General features: G+C 58.0%; 20 protein-coding genes. 13 read left to right on the plus strand and 7 right to left on the minus strand.

What is annotated here, in order from left to right:
- The first annotated feature begins 138 nt into the window (after positions 1-138).
- The 3 genes from G5149_RS01050 (at position 139) to cdd (ending at position 2248) form a co-directional block, all read left to right on the plus strand.
- The gene (locus tag G5149_RS01050) at positions 139-495 is read left to right on the plus strand and encodes a CidA/LrgA family protein (protein ID WP_005333279.1); all 357 of its coding nucleotides are present in this window, start codon (positions 139-141) and stop codon (positions 493-495) included.
- Positions 492-1178, plus strand: coding sequence for an LrgB family protein (locus G5149_RS01055; RefSeq protein ID WP_421211181.1), 687 nt, complete (start codon positions 492-494; stop codon positions 1176-1178). Before G5149_RS01050 ends, G5149_RS01055 begins: the two co-directional genes overlap by 4 nt.
- Before the next feature lie 185 nt (positions 1179-1363).
- Complete coding sequence (gene cdd, locus G5149_RS01060; RefSeq protein WP_005333283.1) at positions 1364-2248, plus strand: cytidine deaminase; 885 nt, start codon at positions 1364-1366, stop codon at positions 2246-2248.
- Between the two features lie 135 nt (positions 2249-2383).
- Here the strand turns inward: cdd and G5149_RS01065 are convergent, their stop codons facing one another.
- Positions 2384-3769, minus strand: a complete 1386-nt coding sequence (locus G5149_RS01065; protein ID WP_421211183.1) for a tryptophanase — start codon at positions 3767-3769, stop codon at positions 2384-2386.
- 460 nt (positions 3770-4229) lie between these two features.
- Between G5149_RS01065 and G5149_RS01070 the strand changes: the two genes are divergently transcribed.
- The 3 genes from G5149_RS01070 (at position 4230) to G5149_RS01080 (ending at position 7378) form a co-directional block, all read left to right on the plus strand.
- On the plus strand, positions 4230-4394 hold the full coding sequence (locus G5149_RS01070; RefSeq protein WP_421211185.1) for a DUF2256 domain-containing protein: 165 nt from the start codon (positions 4230-4232) through the stop codon (positions 4392-4394).
- The gene (locus G5149_RS01075; protein ID WP_421211187.1) at positions 4394-5914 is read left to right on the plus strand and encodes a cryptochrome/photolyase family protein; all 1521 of its coding nucleotides are present in this window, start codon (positions 4394-4396) and stop codon (positions 5912-5914) included. The genes G5149_RS01070 and G5149_RS01075 overlap by 1 nt, the downstream gene beginning before the upstream one ends.
- Positions 5915-6070: 156 nt before the next feature.
- Complete coding sequence (locus G5149_RS01080; RefSeq protein WP_421211449.1) at positions 6071-7378, plus strand: D-amino acid dehydrogenase; 1308 nt, start codon at positions 6071-6073, stop codon at positions 7376-7378.
- Positions 7379-7395: 17 nt separating this feature from the next.
- Here the strand turns inward: G5149_RS01080 and G5149_RS01085 are convergent, their stop codons facing one another.
- Complete coding sequence (locus G5149_RS01085; RefSeq protein ID WP_421211189.1) at positions 7396-7659, minus strand: hypothetical protein; 264 nt, start codon at positions 7657-7659, stop codon at positions 7396-7398.
- 25 nt (positions 7660-7684) lie between these two features.
- Here G5149_RS01085 and asd point away from each other — a divergent pair, with 25 nt between their 5' ends.
- Positions 7685-8797 (plus strand): aspartate-semialdehyde dehydrogenase, encoded by a 1113-nt coding sequence (gene asd / locus G5149_RS01090; protein ID WP_421211191.1) that lies wholly within the window; start codon positions 7685-7687, stop codon positions 8795-8797.
- Positions 8798-8899: 102 nt separating this feature from the next.
- Here the strand turns inward: asd and fdhD are convergent, their stop codons facing one another.
- The 5 genes from fdhD to G5149_RS01115 form a co-directional block, all read right to left on the minus strand.
- On the minus strand, positions 8900-9760 hold the full coding sequence (fdhD, locus tag G5149_RS01095) for a formate dehydrogenase accessory sulfurtransferase FdhD (RefSeq protein ID WP_421211193.1): 861 nt from the start codon (positions 9758-9760) through the stop codon (positions 8900-8902).
- On the minus strand, positions 9757-11889 hold the full coding sequence (locus G5149_RS01100) for a sigma 54-interacting transcriptional regulator (protein WP_421211195.1): 2133 nt from the start codon (positions 11887-11889) through the stop codon (positions 9757-9759). Before G5149_RS01100 ends, fdhD begins: the two co-directional genes overlap by 4 nt.
- A gap of 428 nt (positions 11890-12317) precedes the next feature.
- Positions 12318-12716 carry a hypothetical protein gene (locus tag G5149_RS01105; RefSeq protein ID WP_421211451.1) on the minus strand — a complete coding sequence of 133 codons (399 nt, stop codon included), beginning with the start codon at positions 12714-12716 and terminating at the stop codon, positions 12318-12320.
- A gap of 97 nt (positions 12717-12813) precedes the next feature.
- Positions 12814-14958 carry a formate dehydrogenase subunit alpha gene (gene fdhF / locus G5149_RS01110; RefSeq protein WP_421211197.1) on the minus strand — a complete coding sequence of 715 codons (2145 nt, stop codon included), beginning with the start codon at positions 14956-14958 and terminating at the stop codon, positions 12814-12816.
- 46 nt (positions 14959-15004) lie between these two features.
- On the minus strand, positions 15005-15604 hold the full coding sequence (locus G5149_RS01115; protein WP_033112617.1) for a 4Fe-4S dicluster domain-containing protein: 600 nt from the start codon (positions 15602-15604) through the stop codon (positions 15005-15007).
- 533 nt (positions 15605-16137) lie between these two features.
- Between G5149_RS01115 and G5149_RS01120 the strand changes: the two genes are divergently transcribed.
- From G5149_RS01120 to hyfB, 6 genes are all read left to right on the plus strand, one after another.
- A complete protein-coding gene (locus tag G5149_RS01120; protein WP_421211199.1) occupies positions 16138-16536 on the plus strand; it encodes an AAA family ATPase in 399 nt (132 codons plus the stop codon).
- 176 nt (positions 16537-16712) lie between these two features.
- Complete coding sequence (locus G5149_RS01125; RefSeq protein WP_421211453.1) at positions 16713-17474, plus strand: AAA family ATPase; 762 nt, start codon at positions 16713-16715, stop codon at positions 17472-17474.
- Positions 17474-18394: a hypothetical protein gene (locus G5149_RS01130; protein ID WP_421211201.1), complete on the plus strand. Its 921-nt coding sequence runs from the start codon at positions 17474-17476 to the stop codon at positions 18392-18394. The genes G5149_RS01125 and G5149_RS01130 overlap by 1 nt, the downstream gene beginning before the upstream one ends.
- Positions 18395-18992: 598 nt before the next feature.
- Complete coding sequence (gene kup / locus G5149_RS01135; RefSeq protein WP_421211202.1) at positions 18993-20861, plus strand: low affinity potassium transporter Kup; 1869 nt, start codon at positions 18993-18995, stop codon at positions 20859-20861.
- Between the two features lie 421 nt (positions 20862-21282).
- Positions 21283-21948: a 4Fe-4S dicluster domain-containing protein gene (locus G5149_RS01140; RefSeq protein WP_139411686.1), complete on the plus strand. Its 666-nt coding sequence runs from the start codon at positions 21283-21285 to the stop codon at positions 21946-21948.
- Positions 21948-23819 carry a hydrogenase 4 subunit B gene (gene hyfB, locus G5149_RS01145; RefSeq protein WP_421211204.1) on the plus strand — a complete coding sequence of 624 codons (1872 nt, stop codon included), beginning with the start codon at positions 21948-21950 and terminating at the stop codon, positions 23817-23819. The genes G5149_RS01140 and hyfB overlap by 1 nt, the downstream gene beginning before the upstream one ends.

Genomic DNA, 23819 nt, shown 5'->3' on the forward strand with positions numbered 1-23819 from the left:
TTCTATCAGACGATGTTCAACAGATAATCTGCATACAAATCAGCTTCAAATGAACTGATTTCAGTTGTTATTGTTTTAATGCCGCGACCCGGCCTCTCTGGTAAACTGCGATTTTTCTTCCCAGTCGATGAGGTTCACGTGATCGCGCAACGCGCCTTGCTGTACTTTCGTGACTTTATGGTCATCGTCGCCTGCCTGCTGGCAGGCAAATCCGTGGCAGCCATCCTGCCTTTCGCCTTTCCCGGCAGCATCATCGGCATGCTGCTGCTGTTTGTGCTGCTCTCCCTGCAACTGATCAAGCTGCACTGGGTCGAGCTGGGCGCTGGCTTGCTGCTGCGCCACATGGGCGTTTTGTTCGTGCCGGTCGCGGTCGGACTGGTGGCCTGGCTAGAGCCCCTGCGCCAATCCTTCGGCGTCATCATGCTCTGCATCGTGCTCGGGATTGTGCTGATCCTCGCCACCGTCGGTCGGCTCTACCAGAGGATGAACAAATGATCTTCTGGCTAGCCATTCCCCTGACCCTGGCGCTCTATTTCGCCACCCGCGCCCTCTATCGCCGCCTGCCCTGGCCCATCATCAACCCGGTGCTGGTGCCAACCGCGGTGATCATCGGCCTGCTACTCTGGCTCGATCTACCCCTTGAGCAGTACGAGCACGGCAGCAGCCTCATTACCATGCTGCTGGAACCCGCAGTAGTGGCACTGGCGCTGCCGCTCTATCAACAGGCGCGCCAGATCCAGGCCAAGCTCAAGCCCATCCTAATCTGTACCCTCGCCTCCGTCTTGATCTCGGTGTGCACAACCCTGCTGATCGGTCATTTTATGGGCACAGATCCGGCGCTACTCGCCTCATTGGCGACCAAATCCATCACCACCCCGCTCGCCATGAGCGTCAGCCAGTCTATCGGCGGCATTCCCGCCATCGCGGCGGCCGTTGTTGTTGTGGTGGGAATTGTCGGTGCCCTGATCGGCTACCCGCTGCTCAAACTGCTGAAAGTGACCGACCCGGAAGCGCAAGGGCTCGCCATGGGGGCCTGTGCCCACGCCATCGGCACCGCCACCTCCGCCGAGAAGGGGATCACCCAAGGGGCCTTTGCATCGCTCGCCATGGTGGTATGCGGGATCCTCACCGCGGCCGTTGCGCCCCTCCTTTTTGCCATCTATCACTGGCTCACCTGACCGATGATTAACCACCCCGACGGCTCTGCAGCGCTGTCGGGGTGCGACCTGCCGCACAATTTGCACAAGACAAACGTTTCCATTACCATCCCCCTCCGTTTGCCCGTCAGGGCGTGAGCCTGCTCACACATTTACCCGAGCTTGCTCCCTACAATGGCCGCCCAATTGGCCTTTGAGGACACACTATGCATCCCCGTTTTGCCAAGCCATTCGATACCCTCTCTGCCCCGCTCAAAGCAGCCGTGCAGCCCATGCTGGATAGTGCCGACTTCAACGCCCGCTTCACGCCGGAGCAAGTCGCCACCCTGAAAGCAGCCACAGGTCTCGATGATCGCGCCCTGCGCCTCGCCCTGTTGCCGCTGGCCGCCGCCTGCTCGGTCGCGCCCATCTCCAAATTTTACGTCGGTGCCATCGCCTGCGGCCTGAGTGGCACCTGGTACTTCGGTGCCAACATGGAGTTTGCGGGGCAAGGTCTGTTCCACTCGGTGCACGCCGAGCAGTCCGCCATCTCCAACGCCTGGCTGGGTGGCGAGACCGGGATCTCTGAAATCACCGTCAACTACACCCCCTGTGGCCACTGCCGTCAGTTCATGAACGAGCTGAGCACCGCCAAGATCCTGAAAGTTTCTCTGCCGGATGACCTGAGCGCCCTGCAATCCTTCCTGCCCCACTCGTTTGGCCCGGCGGATCTCGACATCACGGATGCGCTGATGAGCCCGCAGGATCACGCCGAGCTTGAGCTTCAAAGCGAAGACCCGCTGTGGCAAGCCGCGCTGGCCGCCGCCCGTCAAAGCTATGCCCCCTATAGTCAGGGCTATGCCGCAGTGGCGCTGCAGTTTGCCGATGGCCGCATCTTCTCTGGCCGCTACGCCGAGAACGCCGCCTTCAACCCCAGCCTGCCGCCGATGCAGATGGCCTGCGCCCATGCGGTGCTTAATGGCGAAGATCTCGCCACCATCCGCCGCGCCGTGCTGCTGGAGAACAAAAACGGCCAGATCAGCCAGCGTGACTCCGCCCAGTCCACCCTCAAGGCGCTGGGCTCGGTCGAGCTGGAGTATCAGGCGGTCTGACCCCCGACTTTGCTTAGATAAACAAAAGCCCCCGCACCTTGGTGCGGGGGTTTTTTTACTGGGCTGTTTAACCGGGAACGGCCCTTGGTCTTCACAGCTTGGCCCGGTTGATCACCCCGTCTAACCGATTGCTGATCAGACCGGTTTCAGCCGCGCAGTGAAGTGGCGCAGCAGCGGCGGCTCGTAGTCGAAGGTGAGCCCGCGAATGTCGCTGGCCCGTGCTTTCACCGCGATCAGGCAGTCGGCCACATAGTCCATGTGATCGCGGGTGTAGACCCGGCGCGGAATGGTGAGGCGCAGCAGCTCAAAGTCCGCCTCCTCCTGCTTGCCAGTGGCGGGATCACGCCCCAGCAACAGGGAGCCGATCTCCACCCCGCGCACGCCCCCTTCCAGATAGAGCTCGCAGGCAAGCGCATGGGCCGGGAACTGCTCGGCCGGAATATGGGGCAGCAGCTTCTTGGCATCCACAAACACCGCATGGCCGCCGGTGGGGGTCTGAATGGGGATCCCCGCCTCGGCCAGGCGCTCGCCGAGATAAGCCACCTGACTGATGCGGTAGGTGAGATACTCCTCATCCATCCCCTCCCGCAGGCCGATAGCGAGCGCCGCCATGTCCCGCCCGGCAAGGCCCCCGTATGTGACAAACCCCTCCATCGCCACGCAGCGCACCTGCACCGCGCGGAACAGGTCGAGATCCTCTTTAAAGCAGCAGAGCCCGCCGATATTGACCAACCCGTCCTTCTTGGCCGACATGGTGAAGATGTCCCCCAGCGCAAACATCTGGCGCACTATCTCCTTGATGCTGCACTTCGCATAAGCCGGATCCCGCTCCTTGATAAACCAGGCATTCTCGGCAAAGCGGGCAGCGTCGATCACCACCGGAATCTGGTGACGACGGGCCAGCGCCGAGACAGCCTCCATATTGGCCATGGAAACCGGCTGGCCACCGGCGCTATTGCAGGTGACCGTGATGATGATGCCGGCCACATTGGCTGCCCCCAGGGTCTCGATAGTGTCGCTCAGGCGAGGGAGATCAAAATCCCCCTTCCAGGCGTAGGGGGCCGTGGTGTCGAGGGCTTTCGGGGTGAGCAGGTTGATGGCCCGCGCGCCAGCCAACTCCACATGGGCCTTGGTGGTGTCGAAGTGATAGTTGGAGATAAAGACCGGCGCCTTGCCCTTGCAGCGCTTGACCAGCTCGGGGAAGAGGATCTGCTCCGCCCCGCGCCCCTGGTGGGTGGGCATCACATGCTGATAGCCAAAAATGTCGCGCACCGTGCGCTCCAGCTCGACGAAGTTGCGGCTGCCCGCATAGGCCTCATCCCCCATCATGATGCCGGCCCACTGGCGGTCGGACATGGCGCCTGTGCCACTGTCGGTCAGCAGATCGATATAGACATCCTCGGCCAACAGCAGGAAGGGGTTCCAGCCAGCGGCCTCGAGGGCAGCGCGACGCTCGGCGCCAGTGGTCTGTTTGATGGGCTCAACCATCTTGATACGAAACGGCTCGGGTATACGACGCATATAAGACTCCTCACCGGCGCAAGGCCAGTGTGTTTGAAAGCGGGATTGGCAAAGAGGCCGAGGCGATCAGGGTCGTCCGGCTGACAAATTCAAACGGCGGGTGCCGCCAATCAGCGGTGAGGAAAGTCGAAGGTGAGAATGGGATCCCGGGTATACCAGTGGGCGAGCAGGCAAGCTGCCCGGGGCGTAGCTGTCATGATTGGCATCACTCCCCTCCATATCGGTTGTAGACAGTCGGTGGCCAACAAGATCCATTGATGGATGCTGCCAACAGGCAGCCTCGCCACGTTAACGGCTGGTTAATTTGCAAACAAGGGGTGCACCGACGGGCTGTGCGCCCGCTCACAAAGTTCGCATCTGCGCGGCAAACCGGCAGTGAGGTTGATCCGCCCGCGCCCCCGGTTCGTTATTCTCCCTACCCACACGCCACATCCCCCATCAGCCAAGGCCGGAAGCCATCATGCATCGCAAACCCCATCTGCCCGAGAAGATCTGCCCCGTCTGCCAGCGCCCCTTCAGCTGGCGACGCAAGTGGGCGCGCAGTTGGGAGGAAGTTCGCTACTGCAGCGAGTGCTGTCGCCACGCTCGTCACAGCTGCCAGCAACCTGAGGGGGAGCGAGTGTGATGGAGCTGCGCCTGATTCTCGGCGATCAGCTGAACGCCGCTCACAGCTGGTTTCGCACCCCGGATCCGGCAATCTGTTATCTGATGGCGGAGCTGCGTCAGGAGACCGACTACTGCCGCCACCACCGTCAGAAGGTGCTGGCCTTCTTTGCCGCCATGCGCGCCTTCGCGGCGGCCCTTGGCAAGGCGGGCCACCGAGTCTGTTACCTGACTCTTGATGAGAGTGCCCGCTGGCCCGACTTGCCCAGCCTGCTGGCAGCCCAAATCGCGGCGCATCAGGCCGACAGCTTTGCCTGGCAGAGCCCGGATGAGTGGCGCCTCGCCAACCAGCTGAAAAGCTGGGCGGCTGGCCTTGCCATCCCTGCTACCGAGGTGGATAGCGAGCATTTTCTCACCCCTCGCGATGGCTGGCAGCGCTACCCCCACAGCCGGATGGAGTTCTTCTACCGCGCCCTGCGAAAGCAATATCAAGTGCTGCTCGATGAGCGCGGCCAACCCCTTGGCGGGCGCTGGAATTTTGATGACGAGAACCGCGCCAAACTGCCGGCGAGCCAGCCGATCCCGGCGCCCCTCACCTTTGCCAACGAGGTGAGCGACATCGATGCCATGCTGACCCGCCACGGGGTCAGCACCATCGGCGAGGCGGATGCCAGCGCCCTACCGTGGCCTATCACCCGGCGCCAGAGTCGCGAGCTGCTGGCCCATTTTCTCACCCACTGCCTGCCCCACTTTGGCCGCTATCAGGATGCCCTGAGCGAGCGCGGCTGGAGCCTGTTTCACAGCCGACTGTCGTTTTCCCTCAACAGCAAGATGCTCCATCCGCTTGAGGTGATCCGCGCCGCCGAAGCCCACTGGCAGGCCAATCAGGCCACCATCACGTTGGCGCAGGTGGAGGGCTTTATCCGCCAGATCCTCGGCTGGCGCGAGTTTGTCCGTGCCCTCTACTGGGAGAAGATGCCCGACTATCAGCGCACCAATTTTCTCGGTGCCAACCGGCCGCTGCCCGGTTTCTTCTGGAGTGGCGAAACCAGGATGGCCTGCGTGCGTCACGCCATTGGCCAGTCTTTGGAGCACGCCTACGCCCACCATATCCAGCGGCTGATGGTGACCGGCAACTTTGCCCTGCTGGCGGGGATCGATCCTGACGAGGTGGATCAGTGGTATCTCGGCATCTATGTGGATGCCATCGAGTGGGTGGAGCTGCCCAACACCCGCGGCATGAGCCAGTTTGCCGATGGCGGCCTGATGGGCAGCAAGCCCTACGCCAGTAGCGGCGCCTATCTCGAGCGAATGGGCCACTACTGCAAGGGGTGCCACTATCAGGTCAAAGCCCGCCACGGCGACGGTAGTTGCCCCTTCAACAGCCTCTACTGGCACTTTCTTTGGCGCAACCGGGACAAACTGGGCGGCAATCCCCGCCTCGCCCTCCCCTATGCCAACTGGGATGGCCAAGCCGCCGAACAGCAGCAGGCCATTCTGGCGACGGCGGAGCAGTACCTAATCCAGCTGGAGCAGCTGTAAGCGGGCCATGCCCCCTGACACATACCCCTGACAACAGCGCAGCGATTTACGCTGGCAATCAGGCACGTCATCGCACCAAACACCACCCCGTGACTGGCAGGCAGACGGAGATCCCAATCCTGCGCAGAGCGGTTGAATATCCTGTGGCGGCTGATTATGGTGGTGGCCACATCAGGAGATCAGTCAAGGAAAGACGATATGGAGATAGTGGTTCTCGGTGGCGGCGTGATCGGGGTAACCAGCGCCTGGTATCTGGCCAAAGCGGGTCACAAGGTGACCCTGCTGGAGCGACAAGGGGGCGTCGCCCTTGAAACCAGCCATGCCAACGCCGGGCAGATATCCCCGGGCTATGCAGCCCCCTGGGCGGCTCCCGGCATCCCGCTCAAGGCGGCCAAATGGATGCTGCAAAAGCATGCCCCCTTCACCGTGCGCCCCACTGCCGATCCCTTCCAGCTGCGCTGGATGCTGAAGATGCTCGCCAACTGCACCCCTACCGCCTATGCCACCAACAAGGGGCGCATGGTGCGTCTGGCCGAATACAGCCGCGACTGTATGAAGGCACTGCGCGACGAGCTCAACATCGATTACGAAGGGCGCCAGCTCGGCACCCTGCAACTGTTTAGAAGCCAGTCCCAGCTCGATGCCAGTCAACGCGATATCGAGGTGCTGGAGGAGTACGGCGTCCCCTACCAGTCGCTGGATGCCAGCGGCTGCGAGGCGGCAGAGCCTGCGCTGGCGCGGGTGCGCGGCAAAATCGTCGGTGGCTTGCGTCTGCCCGGCGACGAGACCGGCGACTGCTTCCGCTTCACCAAGGCCCTTGCCCTTGAAGCCGAGAAGCTCGGGGTCAGGTTCGTCTTCAACTGCGATATCGACGAGATTGAGCAAGCCCGCGGCCGCGCCGTGGCGGTGCGGGCGGGCGAGCAGCGCTATCGCGCCGATGCCATCGTCTGTGCGCTCGGCAGTTATGCCACCGGCTTTTTGCGGCCGCTGCTGCGCCCGCTCGGGCTGGAGCTGCCGGTCTATCCGGTCAAGGGCTACTCCCTCACCCTGCCGATGATCAACGCCGAGGCCGCGCCGCGCAGTACCGTGCTCGATGAAACCTACAAGGTGGCCATCACCCGTTTTGACGAGCGGATCCGGGTCGGCGGCATGGCGGAGCTGTCGGGCTACAACCTCGCCCTCAACCCGAGGCGCCACGACACCCTGGCGATGGTGGTGGGGGATCTCTTCCCCGAAGGGGGCGATATCAGCATGGCCGAGTTCTGGACCGGTCTGCGCCCCATGACACCGGATGGCACCCCGCTGGTGGGGCCGAGCCCCATTCCCGGCCTCTGGCTCAATACCGGCCACGGTACCCTGGGCTGGACCATGGCGGCCGGTTCGGGTCAGTTGTTGTGCGATCTTATCAGCGGCAGCGCGCCCGCCATCAGCGATGAAGGGCTGACCCTGGCCCGCTACGCCTGAGCACCCACGCGGTCGGGCTATTTCACCCGCTTTATTGACAGGCCACCGCCATAAGCGGTGGCCTTTTCATCGTTACTGCGCCCCGTTTTGTCCCTCGCTCTGTCGTTGCCGGTTATTGCAGCGAACGGCACAGAATATTGCGCAATTCGACTTGCGCCCGCCGCCACAATCCGTAATGTGGATAGACGCATTTTTCGCAGCGCATATTTTTTAAATGGCTTGTAAAGACCTTGTAAATGGCCTTCGCCAGCAGGGACGCAGGCGTGCAACACCCCTTTCATTAGCAGCAATCCAGGGTAGGACATTATGAAAAAAGTAGGTTTGGTCGGTTGGCGTGGCATGGTGGGATCGGTTCTGATGAGCCGGATGCAGGAAGAGCAGGATTTCGCCCATATTCAACCCACCTTCTTCACCACCTCCCAGGCCGGTGAGGTCGCTCCCAACTTCGGCGTCGATGCCGGTACTCTGCAGGACGCCTTCGATATCGAGGCGCTGGCCAAGCAGGATATCATCATCACCGCCCAGGGCGGCGACTACACCAAGGATGTCTATCCGCGCCTGAAAGCCGCCGGCTGGCAGGGTTACTGGATTGACGCCGCCTCCGCCCTGCGGATGGAGAAAGATGCCGTCATCATTCTGGATCCGGTCAACGGCGACGTCATCGAGCATGCCCTGAACAACGGCATCAAGACCTTCGTTGGCGGCAACTGCACCGTCAGCCTGATGCTGCTGGCCCTCGGCGGCCTGTTCAAGGCCGATCTGGTGGAGTGGGTGAGCGTGGCCACCTATCAGGCCGCTTCCGGTGGCGGTGCCCGCCATATGCGCGAGCTGGTTACCCAGATGGGGATGCTGCGTGATGAAGTGGCGGTCGAGCTGGCGGATCCCGCCTCCGCCATTCTCGATATCGAGCGCAAGATCACCGAGAAGACCCGCTCCGGCACCCTGCCGGTGGACAACTTCGGCGTGCCGCTGGCCGGTGGCCTTATCCCCTGGATTGACACCAAGCTCGACAACGGCCAGAGCCGTGAAGAGTGGAAGGGTCAGGCCGAGACCAACAAGATTTTGGGTATCGAAAACGCCGTCATTCCGGTGGATGGTCTGTGCGTGCGGATCGGCGCCCTGCGCTGCCACAGTCAGGCGTTCACCATCAAGCTGAAAAAAGATGTGCCGCTAGCAGAGATCGAAGCGCTGCTGGCTGCCCATAACGACTGGGTGAAAGTGATCCCCAACGATCGCGACATCACCGCCCGCGAGCTGACTCCGGCTGCCGTCACCGGCACCCTCAGCATTCCGGTGGGCCGTCTGCGCAAACTCAATATGGGCCCTAAGTATCTGGCCGCCTTTACCGTGGGTGACCAGCTGCTGTGGGGCGCCGCCGAGCCGCTGCGCCGCATGCTGCGTATCCTGCTGGCGCGCTAATTCGCAAGCTAGAGGCAGAAACAACAAGGGCGGGGAGTCACACTCCCCGCCCTTTTTATTGGCTGTTTTTATAAGCCCTTTAGCAGGCTCTCACTCTTGCTGTTACTTAAGCAGGATACGCTGACAGCCGCTGTAGATCTCGGCCCGCCCGGGGCGGCAAAAACCTACCAGGGTGAGCCCGGTCTGCTCGGCCCGCTCGACCGCAAGCTCGGTGGCAGCCGAGATAGCGAGCAGGATCTCGACCCCGGCGCTAGCGCACTTTTGCACCATCTCGAAACTGGCGCGGCTGGTCACCAGAATGGCACCGTCACGGCGACCCGTGCGGCACAGATGGCCCACCAGCTTATCCAGCGCAATATGGCGCCCCACATCCTCGCGGATGGCGAGAATATTGCCCTCACCATCCAGATGCACAGCCGCATGGGTAGCGCCGGTGCGCTGGCCCAGCAGCTGGAGCGGGCGCAGCGCGCTCAATACCTTGTCGATATGGCCCACCGCCAGACGCTGACTATCGGGCAAGCTTGGCTGGGTGCGGATCACCTGCTCCAGACTCTCGCTGCCACAGATGCCGCAACCGGTGCGCCCCGCGAGCGTGCGCCGCTTCTCTTTAAGGCGATGGACGCAGCGGTTGGCCAAGGTGATATGCAGCTCAATCCCTTGACAGCCATCGATCTGCTCGATGTCGTGGATATCGAGCAGGCTGTCGATGATCCCCTCGGATAGCGAAAAGCCGATGGCAAAATCCTCCAGATCGGAGGCCGAGCACATCATCACGCTGTGGGCGATGCCGTTGTAGACCAGCGCCACCGGCGTCTCGGAGGGGAGCGCCATTTCGCTGTCGCAGGTCAGCGCATCGGCGCGGTAGTGCACCACCTCGCGGTGGATGGCGCAGCGGGCCAGCTCGTTCTGTTCGCTCTGCTCGCTAAGCTCGCCCCGCGCCTCAAGCTCAAGTAGCTCTCTCATGGTGCGACCCCGTCAATGATCTCGGGATCTCTGGCCGAAATGCCGAGCCGCTTCATTTTGGAGAGCAAGGTGGTGCGCTTCATACCGAGGCGGTTGGCCGCCCCCCGCTCGCCAGCGACGATGCCGTTGCAGTCACGCAGGGCGGCGATGATCGCCTCACGCTCATCAATCGGCCCCTCCTCGGTAAAGAGCGGCGTGGCGGGCTCGTCATAGACCAGGGTCTCAATCTTGTGGTAGCCCTTGAGGGGCATCAGCTCCTCCGGCGAGAGGTTGAGCACATGACCGCGGGTCATCACCACGGCACGCTCGATGACGTTCTCCAGCTCGCGGATATTGCCGTACCAGGGGAGTGACACCAGCATTTTCATGGCATCGGCGGGGATCGAGGTGATGGTGCGGCGCATCCGCTTGGCAATCTTCTTGATGAAGAAGTTGACCAGCAGCGGAATATCCTCGCGCCGCTCCCGCAGCGGCGGCAGCTCGATGGGAAAGACGTTGAGACGGTAGTAGAGATCGCTTCTGAAACGCTTGTTCTTGACCATGGAGAGCAGATCGCAGTTGGTGGCGGCCACCAGCCGCACATCCACTGCGATGGGGTTGCTGTTGCCCACCCGCTCCAGCTCGTGCTCCTGCAATACCCGCAAGAGTTTGGGCTGCAAGTCCAGCGGCATATCCCCCACTTCATCGAGGAACAGGGTGCCCTTGTGGGCCCGCTCGAAGCGGCCGATGCGCTGGGTCAGGGCACCGGTAAAGGCCCCCTTCTCGTGGCCAAACAGATCGCTCTCGATAAGGCCGGTCGGGATGGCGGCGCAGTTCACCTTCACCATCTCGTGGTCGTGGCGGGCACTCAGGGCGTGAATGGCCTGGGCGATCAGCTCCTTGCCGGTGCCGGTCTCGCCGAGGATCAGCACGGTGCTGTCGCTCTCGGCCACCAGCCGCACCTTCTCCAGCACGCTCTCCATCACCGCGCTCTGGTAGATGATGTGGGGGAACTCCCCCTGCATCTGGGGCTCGTTGATGCGAATGGTCTTCTCTTTGGCACCGTTGGTGTTGGAGATCTCCTGCTGTGCCTGCACGTTGTTCATGGCAATCGCCGTGCGCGCCGCCACCTGCTCCAGCAGAGAGATATCGATATCGGCAAAAAAGTCGGCGTTGGGATGCGAGAGGATCAACACCCCCAGCAGGTTGCCCCGATAACGCAGCGGCAAAATGCAGGAGCTGTCGGCCTCGGGGGGCAGGATCTGGGAGGTAAAGCGGCAGCGATTGCTGCAACCGTGGCCGTGTTCGCGATAGACAAAAAACGGCTCGCTATGACCAAGGGCCCCCTGCAGGCACTTCTTTTCAAAACAGGAGTGATCGATGATGCCCGGCTGATCGCTCTGGTGCTGATTGACCAGATAGCTCTTGAAGCTGTCGGAGGTAGCGTTGTACTCCGCCAGACACAAACTGCTGATGCCAAAGTGGTGGTGCAGGATGGTAAACAGGCTCTTGGGCAGCTCGGCGATGCGCACCAGTTTGATCACTGCGTTGGTCACATCCACCAGAATTTTGCAGCTGTCGCGCTCAAGGCGCAGGGAGTTGGCCTGCTCCAGGGTGCGCTCCTTGTCGAGCACGTTCTCCAGCGCAATGGCGATAATGGCCGCCAGCTGGGTCAGCTTGGCCAGGGTCTCCATGGTGAAGCTGTCGAGCTGGGTGTTGATAAACTCGACCCCGCCAAGGTGGCTGCGGGCGGTGGTGATGGGGAGCTGGCAGTAGGAGCGCAGCCCCCCGTAGACCCCTTCGCGATCCAGCGCCGGGCAGCGATTCTCAAAGCGGGCGGCAGCGAGAATGATGGCCTGTTCCGGGGTCTCTTTGGCAGGACGGGGGGAGAGGTGCAGCTCTGCCTTGGGGCAGACCAGATGCTTTGGGCCGGAATGTCCCATGAAGTAGAAGATGGCCTCCTCGTCCGCACCCATGTTGAGGATCAGGTTGACCCGGGTCACGCCGCCGAAGCTGGCATCTATCTTGTTGAGTTTGTGGATAAAATCATCGAGCGTCACGGCCGACAGGAGGGATTTGGAGAGCAGGAGGAAACCGTCGTCCCAGATGGGAGAGATCTCGTCCAGGGGGATGGCACTCACATTTAGCATTGCGGCCTCACGTTATATCGATTTAGTCACCAGTCAGGCTGTCCATGCCATCGCATCACGACAAACACCCGTCACCAAAATAAATAGCCGCAGCCCGTAAAAGCGGCTGCCAATAAGGAAAGCGGTGACGAAAATTGTCGCATGTTGCAATTCCAGAGTTGTTATTAACGAACGACAACAAAAAGTAACATCGTTATCGGGGGATATATTGGAATGGCGACTCATCATAGATGAGCTCAAATTTCATTACAATCCGATTTAATATATCTGATGGCCATATTTAACCGGTTATTTCATCAGTTCTTGATCTCAATTAAGGCGCCCGAAAAGTGGGCCGCCGTCAACTGTCAGATCTGCCTCTCCTCTTCGCTGGCTGCTTCACTGGCTGCGGGTTTCGAGATGGCGTTTGCTGCCCATCCATCGGCAATTTATGAGGTGATGATCCGGCTGTGGCAGCACTTCAGGCCACCGAAGATAAAGAGGGCCGACAAGCTCTGGAAGGCCATCAGCAGCCAGCTGGCGTTGTCGGCAAGCTCGGTGGTGACGCTCTGGTGCGTGAGGTAGATCAGCAGGGTGATCACCCCCAGCAGCAGGCCGTTGATCAAGGTGGTGGAGATAAACCCGATCAGCCAGGCACTGGGAATACTCAAGGCAGAAAATACGCTGCCCATGGCGAGTCGTGCTGCCATAAAACAGCCGAAAAAACCGAAGCCGAGCAGAAATATCATCTCGTCGCGCCAAATATAGCAACCTATTCCCAGCAATATCGCCGCCAGATAGGTGCCAATATAGAAAATTCCGAATAAGCGACCAATTTCATGTTGCATCATTTATCCCCTGTTTTTGGGTAATAAAAGGGTGCCCGACTCGATAAATCCGAGTCGGGTTCCCTTATTTGTGCAGAACGTCCTTTTTTAGGGCGGGTCAGCCTTTGGCTGCGCTGCGCAATTTCGCCTTGAGCGCGCTGTATTCAGTCTGGACGTACACTTCCGCCTCAGGCTGATTGTCGATGCGCTCTATCTTCACCGCGCAGTACTTGTACTCCGGCGTGTGGGAGACGGGATCGACGTGCTCGATGGTGAGCTCGTTGCAGGCCCCGATCCACCACTGGTAGGTCATGTAGACCACCCCGGCATTGACCCGGTCGTTGTAGTTGGCGCGGGTAATTACCTTGCCACGGCGCGACGAGATCCAGACCAGCGCCTGATCCTTCACCCCGAGCTTTTTGGCATCGCTCGGGTGGATCTGCACATAGCCCGGCTCATCGGCCAGGGTCTGCAGCGCCGAGCAGTTGCCGGTCATGGAGCGGCAGGAGTAGTGACCCACCTCGCGCACGGTGGAGAGCACCAGCGGGTACTCGGCACAGGGCTGCTCCAGCGGCGGCCGCCACTCGGAGGCAATCAGCTGACCCTTGCCACTCGGGGTGGTGAACACATTCCCCTCGAACAGAGTGCTGGTGCCCGGGTGATCCTCGGTCGGACAAGGCCACTGCACGCTCTTGAGATCGGCCATCTTGTCGTAGCTGACCCCGGCATAGAGCGGGCAGAGCGCACGCATCTCGTCCCAGATCTCTTCGGTGTTGTGGTACTCCATGGGATAACCCATGGCGGTCGCCATCAACGAGAAGATGGCCCAGTCCGGCTTCACGTTCTCGGGGGGCGTCACCGCCTTGTAGAAGCGCTGGAAGCCGCGATCCGCCGAGCTGTAGACCCCTTCGTGCTCGCCCCAGCTGGTGGCGGGCAGAATGACATCCGCCATCTCGGCGGTCTGGGTCATGAAGATATCCTGCACGATCACCAGCTCCATCCCCGCCAGAGTGCGGCGGAACTGACCGAGATCTGCCTCGGTCTGGGCCGGATCTTCACCGAAGATGTAGAAGGCCTTGCACTTGCCCTCCTCCACCTTGTGGCCAAGCTCGGTCAGGCGATAGCCGGGTTTCTGGGAGAGCGACTCCACGCCCCACGCCTTGGCGAACTTGGCGCTGATGGCGGGATCGGCCACCGACTGATAACCCGGGAACTGGTGCGGCAGCATCCCCATGTCACAGGTGCCCTGCACGTTGTTCTGACCACGCACTGGGCCGCAGCCGGTGCCACGACGACCGAAGTTGCCGGTCAGCAGCGCCAGACCCGCCAGCCCCTTGACCACGTCCACTGCCTGACCGTACTGGGTCACCCCCATGCCCCACAGGATCATGGAAGCAGGCGACTCGGCGTAGGTGCGAATGGCGGCGCGGATATCGGCGGCCTTGAGGCCAGTGATCCCCTCCACATATTCCGGGGTGTACTTGGCCACCGTCGACTTGAAGGTCTCGAACCCTTCGGTGTAGTTGGCGACAAAGGCCTTGTTGTAGAGCCCTTCATTGATCAACACGTTGGCGAAGGCGTTAACCAGCGCCATGTTGGAACCGTTTTTGAGCGGCAGCCACTGATCGGCGATGCGGGCGGTCTCCACCATGCGGGGATCACACACAATCACCTTGGCCCCGTTTGCCTTCGCCTTGAGGATATGGCGGGCCACGATGGGGTGAGAGTCAGCAGCGTTGTAACCAAACACCAGCAGGCACTTGGTCTCTTGAATTTCGGGAATGGCGTTGCTCATGGCGCCGTTGCCTACAGTTGTCTCCAGACCGGAGACTGAGGGTGCGTGTCACACCCTCGCGCAGTGGTCGACGTTGTTCGTCCCAATCACCGCACGGGCAAATTTCTGCATCACATAGTTGGCTTCATTGCCCGGGCCACGGGCAGAGCCGGTGGTCATGATGGCGTCCGGGCCATATTTCGCCTTGATGGCAGCCAGACGGCTGCTGGCAAACTCGATCGCTTCATCCCAGGAGACAGCCTCGAACTTGCCACCGCGCTCGCGGCGGATCATCGGGCTCTTGAGACGGGGGGTCAGCAGGTTGGTGTCGTTCAAGAAATCCCAACCGTAATAGCCCTTGAGGCAGAGCTGCCCCTCGTTGGTCCGGCCGTTGGCGCCTTCGGCCCCCACCACCTTGTCGTTTTCAACCAGCAGGTTGATTTTGCAACCGGTGCCGCAATAGGGGCACACGGTAATGACTTTTTTCATGACTCACACTCTTGTTTGTTAACGAAAAACGGCTCGGCAAGCCCGCTCACACCCGCGCCGGCATCGCCAGCAGTGCCTCGGCACTGGCCAGCTGTTTCTGCCGGTTCAGGTTTTCAAGATGCTCCGGCGTGACCAGCCGCAGCGCCTGGGTCGGACACACCTCGACACAGGCCGGGCCCGCCTCGCGGTGACGGCAGAGATCGCACTTGAGCGCCTGCGCCTTGGTCTGCGGACGCTTGAAGAGCGAATCGGCAGCGGGAGCCACCTCTTTGAGCACCACCGCCATGGCGCCGTAAGGACAGGCCACCACGCAGGACTTGCAGCCGATGCAGCGCTCCTGCAACACCTTGACGCAACCATCCTCGCTGACGATGGCATTGTTCGGGCAGGCCATGGCGCACGGCTTGTCTTCACACTGGCGGCAGAGCACCGGCGTGGTCACCTTGCTGCCCACGATCACCTTCAGGCGCGGCTGAAAGTAGCTGTCCTTGGAGACCAGATGTCCATCCTCGATGGCAAGATGCAGGCCGCCCTCCCGCTCAAGGGTCCCGCTGCAAGACCCTGACTGGTGTGAAACGGCGCAGGCCACCTCACAGGTACGACACCCAATACAGAGACTGGGATCTGCAATCACGAAGCTGTTCATAGAGAGGGATCCTAAATGGTTCGTTACACCGGGCCGCCCGCCGACAGGCAAAGAGGCGGCCAGCCCCCCACAAAGCATTTATCAGACCAAAACGGGCAAATGGTGCGATAAAAAATTGCAAGCAACTGAAAATAAAGGAGTAATCAGAAAGAGATGCGTGCTGAATGCCACTACTGACGAGGGTGACGACGGGGTGGGAAGTGTGATCGACACGACAAAAGTGACGAGCTCGACACTGGCAGTCCAAGCAGCGCCACTCACCTTTGAGGTCAAATACTCGCCAATAAATGAATAATTAATTGATCTTCACCAGATTTTTCACCAATTTCTCTTTTTGACCCCTATCCGATTGGATAGCATGCTTCAGTTGACAACCAGCTCCTTTGGGGGCGTTTCCATACTGATAAGCAACACGACGCAACAGGTTAAAATCAGCAGACTAGGGGCTGTAAATTAAAAGTGGTAGTGCTCTCCGGCATAAATATAAATTTGATTTATATATTATCCTTTGCAAATATAAAAATGAGGCTTAGATGATTAAACTAAAAAGGGTCAAGATTAACGGTTTTAAGTCTACATTGCGTAGTGTTGAAGTTAAATTCCCTGACGAGCCGACATCTATAATATATGGAGATAATGGTTCAGGAAAAACAACTTTTTTAAAAATTCTAAATGCAATATTCACGCAAAATGAATCTATTTTAATCAATGAAGAAGTTAACGCTATTGAAATAGACTATCTGACTAGTAAAAATAAAATTGAAAAAATAGTAATAAATCGTTACGAAGATTTATTAGGTGTAGTTAAAAACACAAAAAGAAGCTATGTCAGAACTAATACAAGAGATAATGAACGTGAACTAATATTAAATAACTACATATGGAGTGATTATGAAAAAAGTGAGCTATCGCAAAGTAAATCACTTTTTTAGGGGTTGATAGAGGTAGTCAGTCTCATAGATTAAATGTAAGTCCTAGGCTGCTTGTAAACTTTCTATCAAAAAACCCTCGTGTCCGTAAAATGTTTGGCTCACTCAGTGAGCTACATGATTTTGCTAGTGAGATTGCATATTATCTTAGGGATCGTGTAAATTCCTCTCAACTAGGCATGAAGACTATAGACTTTGATTCAGACCATGTTTTTTTAAAAGAAATAAATATGGAAAACGTCGAAGACTCCTTACTTAATCGCTATAGACAAGCAAGGAGAAACGCCGCTAGACAAGTGCAAACTGCATTATTTGATACACTTGCGGTAGCAATCTCAGAGCAGCAAAAAAAAGAGGATAATGAAGAGGATATTACAAGTATTTCAGATCAGATCTTCAAGAATAGAGATCTAATAATTGAAGCATTAGATGATAATCTAGAAAATATATTTAAAGATACTATCGTCGAGCAACTTAAAAAAATTGAGTCCAGAGATGACGTCTTAAAATTCAAAACCAATCCCCTTCTTATGAAGCTATTGGTGAAAATGTCCAAACAGCTCAAGGAATCGGAGGATGAATTATCCGCGGTCAATACTGTTATAGATAGGTTCAGTCGATTTACGCATGATGATAAAAAACTAGACTTTACCAAAAGCCAGATCATGGTGAAGGTAAAAGGTGGAGAGCACTCGATTAGTGAGTTATCAAGTGGTGAAAGACATATTCTTACGCTGTTTACCTTACTCCTAGACCAAGGGCGCCACCGGGACTTTATAATCATTGATGAGCCAGAAATATCTTTAAATAGTAAATGGCAAGAAGCCTTATTACCAACGTTAGTGGAACTACTTCCAAATCGTCAAATTATTGTAGCTTCACACAGCCCAATTATTGTCCAATCTATTGATAGCTTGGCAGAGTTAGAGGTTTTGAACTGATGCCTGCTAGAGATATGCAAATTTCACTACATCAAGCTGTAATCAATGCAGTTATGACTAAAAAACCATTGATTGTTGTCGAAGGAAAGGATGATTTAAGCATTTATCATGATCTCCTAAATAACAATGCAAGTAAATTTAACATCAAGCCAATAGAATATTTCAAAGATTGCGCATCTGGCTGTAAAGAAATAGAAACTCAAGTCTCTATAATTAATGAAGACTATGGTGATGGACATAGAATTTACTCATTCTTTAGAGGGATTGTTGATCGAGATGCAAAGAAGTTTAGAAATGAACTTCATGCTAAAAATGGTTTGACCTATCTACACAGCTATTCTTTTGAGAATAGTTTTGTAACAAGAAAATCTATTTTATCCACTGTAAAACTCTTAACCTCAGTATCTAGTGAACAGCTTACAATAAATATAACAGATAAAATGTTGGAACAGATAAACAGTCAGTTTGCTGACTTTTATTATATCTGCCTCGAGGCACTTAAAAATGCAGTAGTGAATGATTATCAAGGCTTAGTTGGATTTTCTCAAGGATATGAAAGATTTTTATATGATAAAGAAATGATACAGTTATTAGAGTTAAGAAAACCAGATTTAGACATTTTTGCCATGGAAAATGGAATAACCTCAGACTGCGTTATAAACATGAAGGATTATTGCAAAGGAAAATGGCATTTAAAATATTTTCTATCTTCCATCCAAAATTTCATCAATGTACTGCAAGAGTGTTGCGGACAACAAATACCTATATGCCCTTATTGTGAAGTACATGATTATGACCGGTGTCTGTATAAGCCATCTATAAATATGAATATAGATCACGTAATCAAAACCATTAAAAACAACATAGCAAATGCTGATTTGGACTATTTAAGAGATGAGTTATTAGAATTAGTCTCGTAGTTGTAGCATTATTACACTACGTATACATTCCCTATGTTACGATGGCTGCCCTTGTGGCGGCCCCTTTCCCGTAAATCCTTATCCTCCTACCAAATAAAGACGCTATTGCAAACCAGTGCCGTAGGGTGCAATAAGCGCAACACATTGCCCCATACTTGCTGCCTCTTGATAAATAAAGACTCCATTGCAGCCTTACTCCTTTTCTTTTACTGCCAGAGCCCCTCTTTATCGGTCAGCATTTTATCGTTTATTTCTTAGCCAGCTTGATGCAAAACGCTGGAAAAATAGGATAGCCAGCTAAAACAATCACTTGCCAAGGTCTGGACGGGGAATTTCAATCAGTGGCCAATTAATAATTTCGTTAGCCACCCCTTTTTGATTATTTATACCTGAGCATGAACCCGCAGAGTGTGTGTCATTATAAGCTTAACGACAGATGAACAGACTGTGTCCCATGAAACGCATCTTTATATCCGATTAGCTCCCTTCCCATCGCAATCCTTTGATTTCCCCCCGATGTTGTATCCACACATACCTGATGTGTTCGGGGCGATCTGCTGTGGCAAACGTGTAAACATCAAACTGACAAGATGAACTCATGAACTGTGATAAACAACAAGCCATGTCCGGCGTCATGCTGGCGGCGATTGGCGTAGTCTATGGCGATATCGGCACCAGCCCGCTCTATACCTTGCGCGAGTGCCTGTCAGGTCAATTCGGATTCGGCGTCGAGCCGGCCTCCATTCTCGGCTTTCTCTCGCTGATCTTCTGGCTGCTGATCCTGGTGGTGTCGGTCAAGTACCTCTCCTTTGTGATGCGGGCCGACAACGCCGGCGAGGGTGGCATTCTCACCCTGATGTCGCTGGCGACCCGCAACGCCTCCACCCGCTGGACGCCGCTGCTGATCATCCTCGGCCTGATTGGTGGCAGCTTCTTCTATGGCGAGGTGGTGATCACTCCGGCGATGTCGGTGATGTCGGCCATCGAGGGTCTGAGCATTCTCACCCCCGCCCTCGACCCCTATATCGTCACCCTTTCGGTGCTGGTGCTGACCCTGCTGTTTGCCATCCAGAAACATGGCACCGCCATGGTGGGCAAGCTGTTTGCCCCCATCATGCTGATCTGGTTTATGACGCTGGCGGTGCTGGGGCTGCGCGGCATCATCCACAATCCCGAGGTGCTGGGGGCGCTCAACCCCGTCTGGGCGGTGCGCTTCTTTATCCAGTACCAGACCACCTCCTTCTTTGCCCTCGGCGCCGTGGTGCTGGCCATCACAGGGGTGGAGGCGCTCTACGCGGATATGGGCCACTTTGGCAAAAATCCAATTCGCCTCGCCTGGTTTATCGTGGTGCTGCCCTCCCTGGTGCTCAACTACTTCGGTCAGGGGGCGCTGCTGCTAAGCAACCCCGCCGCCATTGCCAACCCCTTCTTCCTGCTCGCGCCGAAATGGGCGCTGGTGCCGCTGCTGCTGCTGGCAACCATGGCGACGGTGATCGCCTCGCAGGCGGTGATATCCGGGGTCTTTTCGCTGACCCGGCAGGCGGTGCGCCTCGGTTATCTCTCCCCCATTCGCATCGTTCACACCTCCGAGCTGGAGTCCGGCCAGATCTATATTCCGGTCATCAACTGGATGCTCTATATCTCGGTGGTGATCGTCATCATGAGCTTCGAGCACTCCAGCAATCTGGCGGCGGCCTACGGCATCGCCGTAACCGGCACCATGGTGCTCACCTCCATCCTCTCCTGCTCGGTGGCCAAGAACAGCTGGCACTGGAACAAGTATCTGGTGGCCATCCTGTTTGCCGCGCTGCTCTGTATCGACGTGCCGCTCTTTGCCGCCAACCTCGCCAAGATCTTCTCCGGCGGCTGGCTGCCGCTCACCTTGGGCGCGGTGATGTTCACCGTGATGACCAGCTGGAAGAGCGAGCGTTTCCAGCTTATTCGCCGCCTGAACGAGCACGGCAACTCCCTTGAGCCGATGATCGCCTCGCTGGAAAAATCCCCGCCAACCCGGGTGGCCGGTACTGCCGTCTATATGTCGCGGGTGGTCAATGTGATCCCCCATGCGCTGCTGCATAACCTCAAGCACAACAAGGTGCTGCACGAGCGGATCATCCTGCTCACCCTGCGGGTGGAGGAGGTGCCCTACGTCCACAATGTGCGCCGGGTCTGCATCGAGCAGCTCTCCCCCACCTTCTGGCGGGTGGTAGCAAGCTACGGCTGGCGTGAGACCCCGAACGTGGAGGAGATCTTCCACCGCTGCAACGCCGAGGGGCTGAGCTGCCGGATGATGGAGACCTCGTTCTTTATGGCCCACGAGTCGCTCATCATGAAAGACCGCCCCTGGTATCTCTATCTGCGCGGCAAACTCTTTATGCTGCTGCAACGCAACGCCCTGCGTGCGCCGGATCAGTTCGAGATCCCGCCCAACCGGGTCATCGAGCTGGGTTCGCAGGTGGATATCTGATGGCGGGTTGATGGCCTTTTGATGGCATAGAAAACCTCAGCAAATAGAGAGGGAGGCATGGGCCTCCCTCTGTTGTTTCCGTTAACACCGATTACCGGCCCCCTCATCCCCACCCCTTCTCCCGCGAGGGGAGAAGGGAGCAAACCACGGCGACCATATGCTGCAAACGGTGCAATTCACTGCGTTCTTTGCACCCTACTCATGCTGCGTTTTCCAAGGTGACGAACCCTCCCGGCGGCTTCGTCACAAGTGACGAACGTCACAGTTCGACAGCCACACCGGCCCTTTCATTCAACCGCATGAAGATTTTTATTTATTTAAAAACAGCCACTTAAAACCAATTTTGCTGCAAAAACCATTCTGGCCCGTATCTTGCCAACCTGCCCCTACTTTCTCCGTTCGCGACACGACAAGGTAGGCTATGAACCGCTTCGTTATCGCTGACCCCAAGCTTTGTATCGGCTGTGGCACCTGTATGGCGGCCTGCAGCGAGGTACACAAGGCGCAAGGTTTGCAGCAAGCCCCCCGTTTAACCGTTATGCGACACGAGCAGGCGACCATGCCGGTTCAGTGCCGTCACTGTGACGATGCCCCCTGCATCAAGGTGTGCCCGGTCGAGGCAATTCGCCAGACCGGTGATTGCGTGCAACTCAACGAGTCGCTCTGCATCGGCTGCAATCTCTGCGCCGTGGCCTGCCCCTTTGGCGCCATCCAGAGCGGCGGCAGCCGTCCGGTGGCCGTGGCCACCAGTTACGACACCTATATCCCCTGCTCCATCCGCTCTAGCAACCCCTCCACCTCCGCCGGCCTGCGCTGCTTTGGCGAGGATCTGCTGAGCTGGGAGCCGGGGGTGCGCAGCATCGCTGTCAAGTGTGACCTCTGTGAATTTCGCGCCGAAGGCCCCGCCTGTGTCGGTGCCTGCCCCTCCCAGGCACTGAAGCTGGTCAATGACGGCGACACCGAACGCGCCGCCCGTATCCGTCGCCAGCAAGCGGCCGACACCAACCCGCAAGGGGCCTCCGCCTTCTCGGCACCTGCCACGGCGCTCCCTGCATCCGATTTATCCACCACAGAGGGAGTTCGCTGATGTTGTCCCCCCTTGTTATGGCCACGCTCCTGCTCTTTTTGCTGGGCGCTGCCGCCGGTTTGCTCCTGCAAAAGCTGCCCGCACTGGCCAACCGTCTCAATAGCGGCCTTGCCCTGCTGGGGTCACTCGCGGGTCTGGTCGCTGCCATCCAGATCTTTGCCCAAGGCGCCCCCGTCGACGGCCAGCTCTGGCTGCTGGGCTCGGTGCACCTCGACATGCTGGCCGCGCTGATGCTGCTGGTGATTAGCACCGTCGGCGTCGGCGTCGCCCTCTACTCCTTTGCCTATATCCGCGAATATCAGGGCAAGGGGGATGTGGCCATCGGCGCGCTGATGAACCTCTTCCTCTTTGCCATGGTGGGCATGGTGCTGGCCGACAATGCGCTCGGTTTCTTGCTCTGCTACGAGCTGGTGACCCTCACCACCTACTGGCTGGTCAAGACCAATCCGGAGGCTGCCAAACAGAGCCGCCTCTACTTGGTGATGAACCATATCGGCATGGCGCTGGTGCTGATCGCCTTCTGGCTGCTCTGCCGCGAAAGCGGCTCGCTGGAGTTCGCCGCGCTGCGCGAGCACCATCTGGCGGGCGCTTTGGCCTCCCTGGTGTTCCTGCTAAGCTTCTGCGGTTTTGGCCTGCGCGCCGGTTTCGTGCCGCTGCACGGCTGGCTGCCGGTGGCAGAGCCCGTTGCGCCCTCCCATATCTCGGCGCTGATGTCTGGCGTCATGGTGAAGCTGGGTCTCTTCGGCATCTTGCGGGTCAGCATCGATTTTCTCGGTGCCAGCCAGCTCTGGTGGGGCTATGTGGTGCTGATCTTCGGTGCCTGCTCGGCGGTACTCGGGGTGCTGTTTGCGCTGGCCGAGCACGATCTCAAGCGGCTGCTCGCCTACCACACGGTGGAGAACATCGGCATCATCCTGATGGGGATGGGGATCGGCATGATCGGCATCGCCAACCAGCAACCGGCGCTGGTGGTGCTGGGGCTGCTCGGCGCGCTTTATCACCTGCTCAACCACGCCATCTTCAAGAGCCTGCTCTTTATGGGTACCGGCTCTGTGATGTTCCGCCTGCACACTCGTGACATGGACAAGATGGGGGGCCTGGCCAAGCTGATGCCCTGGACCGCGCTGGCGTTCCTCATCGGCGCCATGGCCATCTCGGCGCTACCGCCGCTCAACGGCTTTGTCAGCGAGTGGTTTATCTACCAGTCGCTGCTCTCCATGACCAAACTCGGTACCTCTGTCGTTGCGCCGCTCGCGGTTGTGATGCTGGCGGTGACCGGTGCCATGGCGGTGATGTGTTTCGTCAAGGTGTACGGCATCTGCTTCTGCGGCGCACCGCGCAGCGAACACGCGAGCCACGCCCGCGAAGTGCCGGGCGCCATGGTGGCTGGCACCCTGCTGCTGGCCGCCATCTGTCTGGTGCTGGGTCTGGGCGCCCCCTGGATTGCCCCCCATATCGCCAGCTATGGTCAGGCACTCGTTGCCAGCCAGATGAGTGTCGCCACCGGCGCCACCCTGCTGCCGCTCGATAGCAGCCAGGCGATCCTCTCCACGCCCGTTATCGCCATCACCTTGCTGGGGCTGTTCCTCATTCCGCTGCTGGTACTGGCCATCTTCAAGGGGCCCAAGCTGGGTCGTCGTCACGCTGGCACCCCGTGGGCCTGTGGTTACGCCTACGAGGAGCGCATGAGCCTCACCTCCGGCGGTGTCACCCACACCTTGCGCCAACTCTGCGCGCCGCTCTATAGCAAGCAGCCGCAGCTCGATCTGGCCAGCGCCCTACACGGGGTGAGCGATACCAGCGGGACAACCGGCTGGCTGCTGCATGGCGTGGTGCTGGCGCTCTTTATCCTGATGGCTGTAGGAGTCTGA

This window comes from Aeromonas sp. 600479 (assembly GCF_049175515.1).
GTDB classification, from domain to species: domain Bacteria; phylum Pseudomonadota; class Gammaproteobacteria; order Enterobacterales; family Aeromonadaceae; genus Aeromonas; species Aeromonas veronii_A.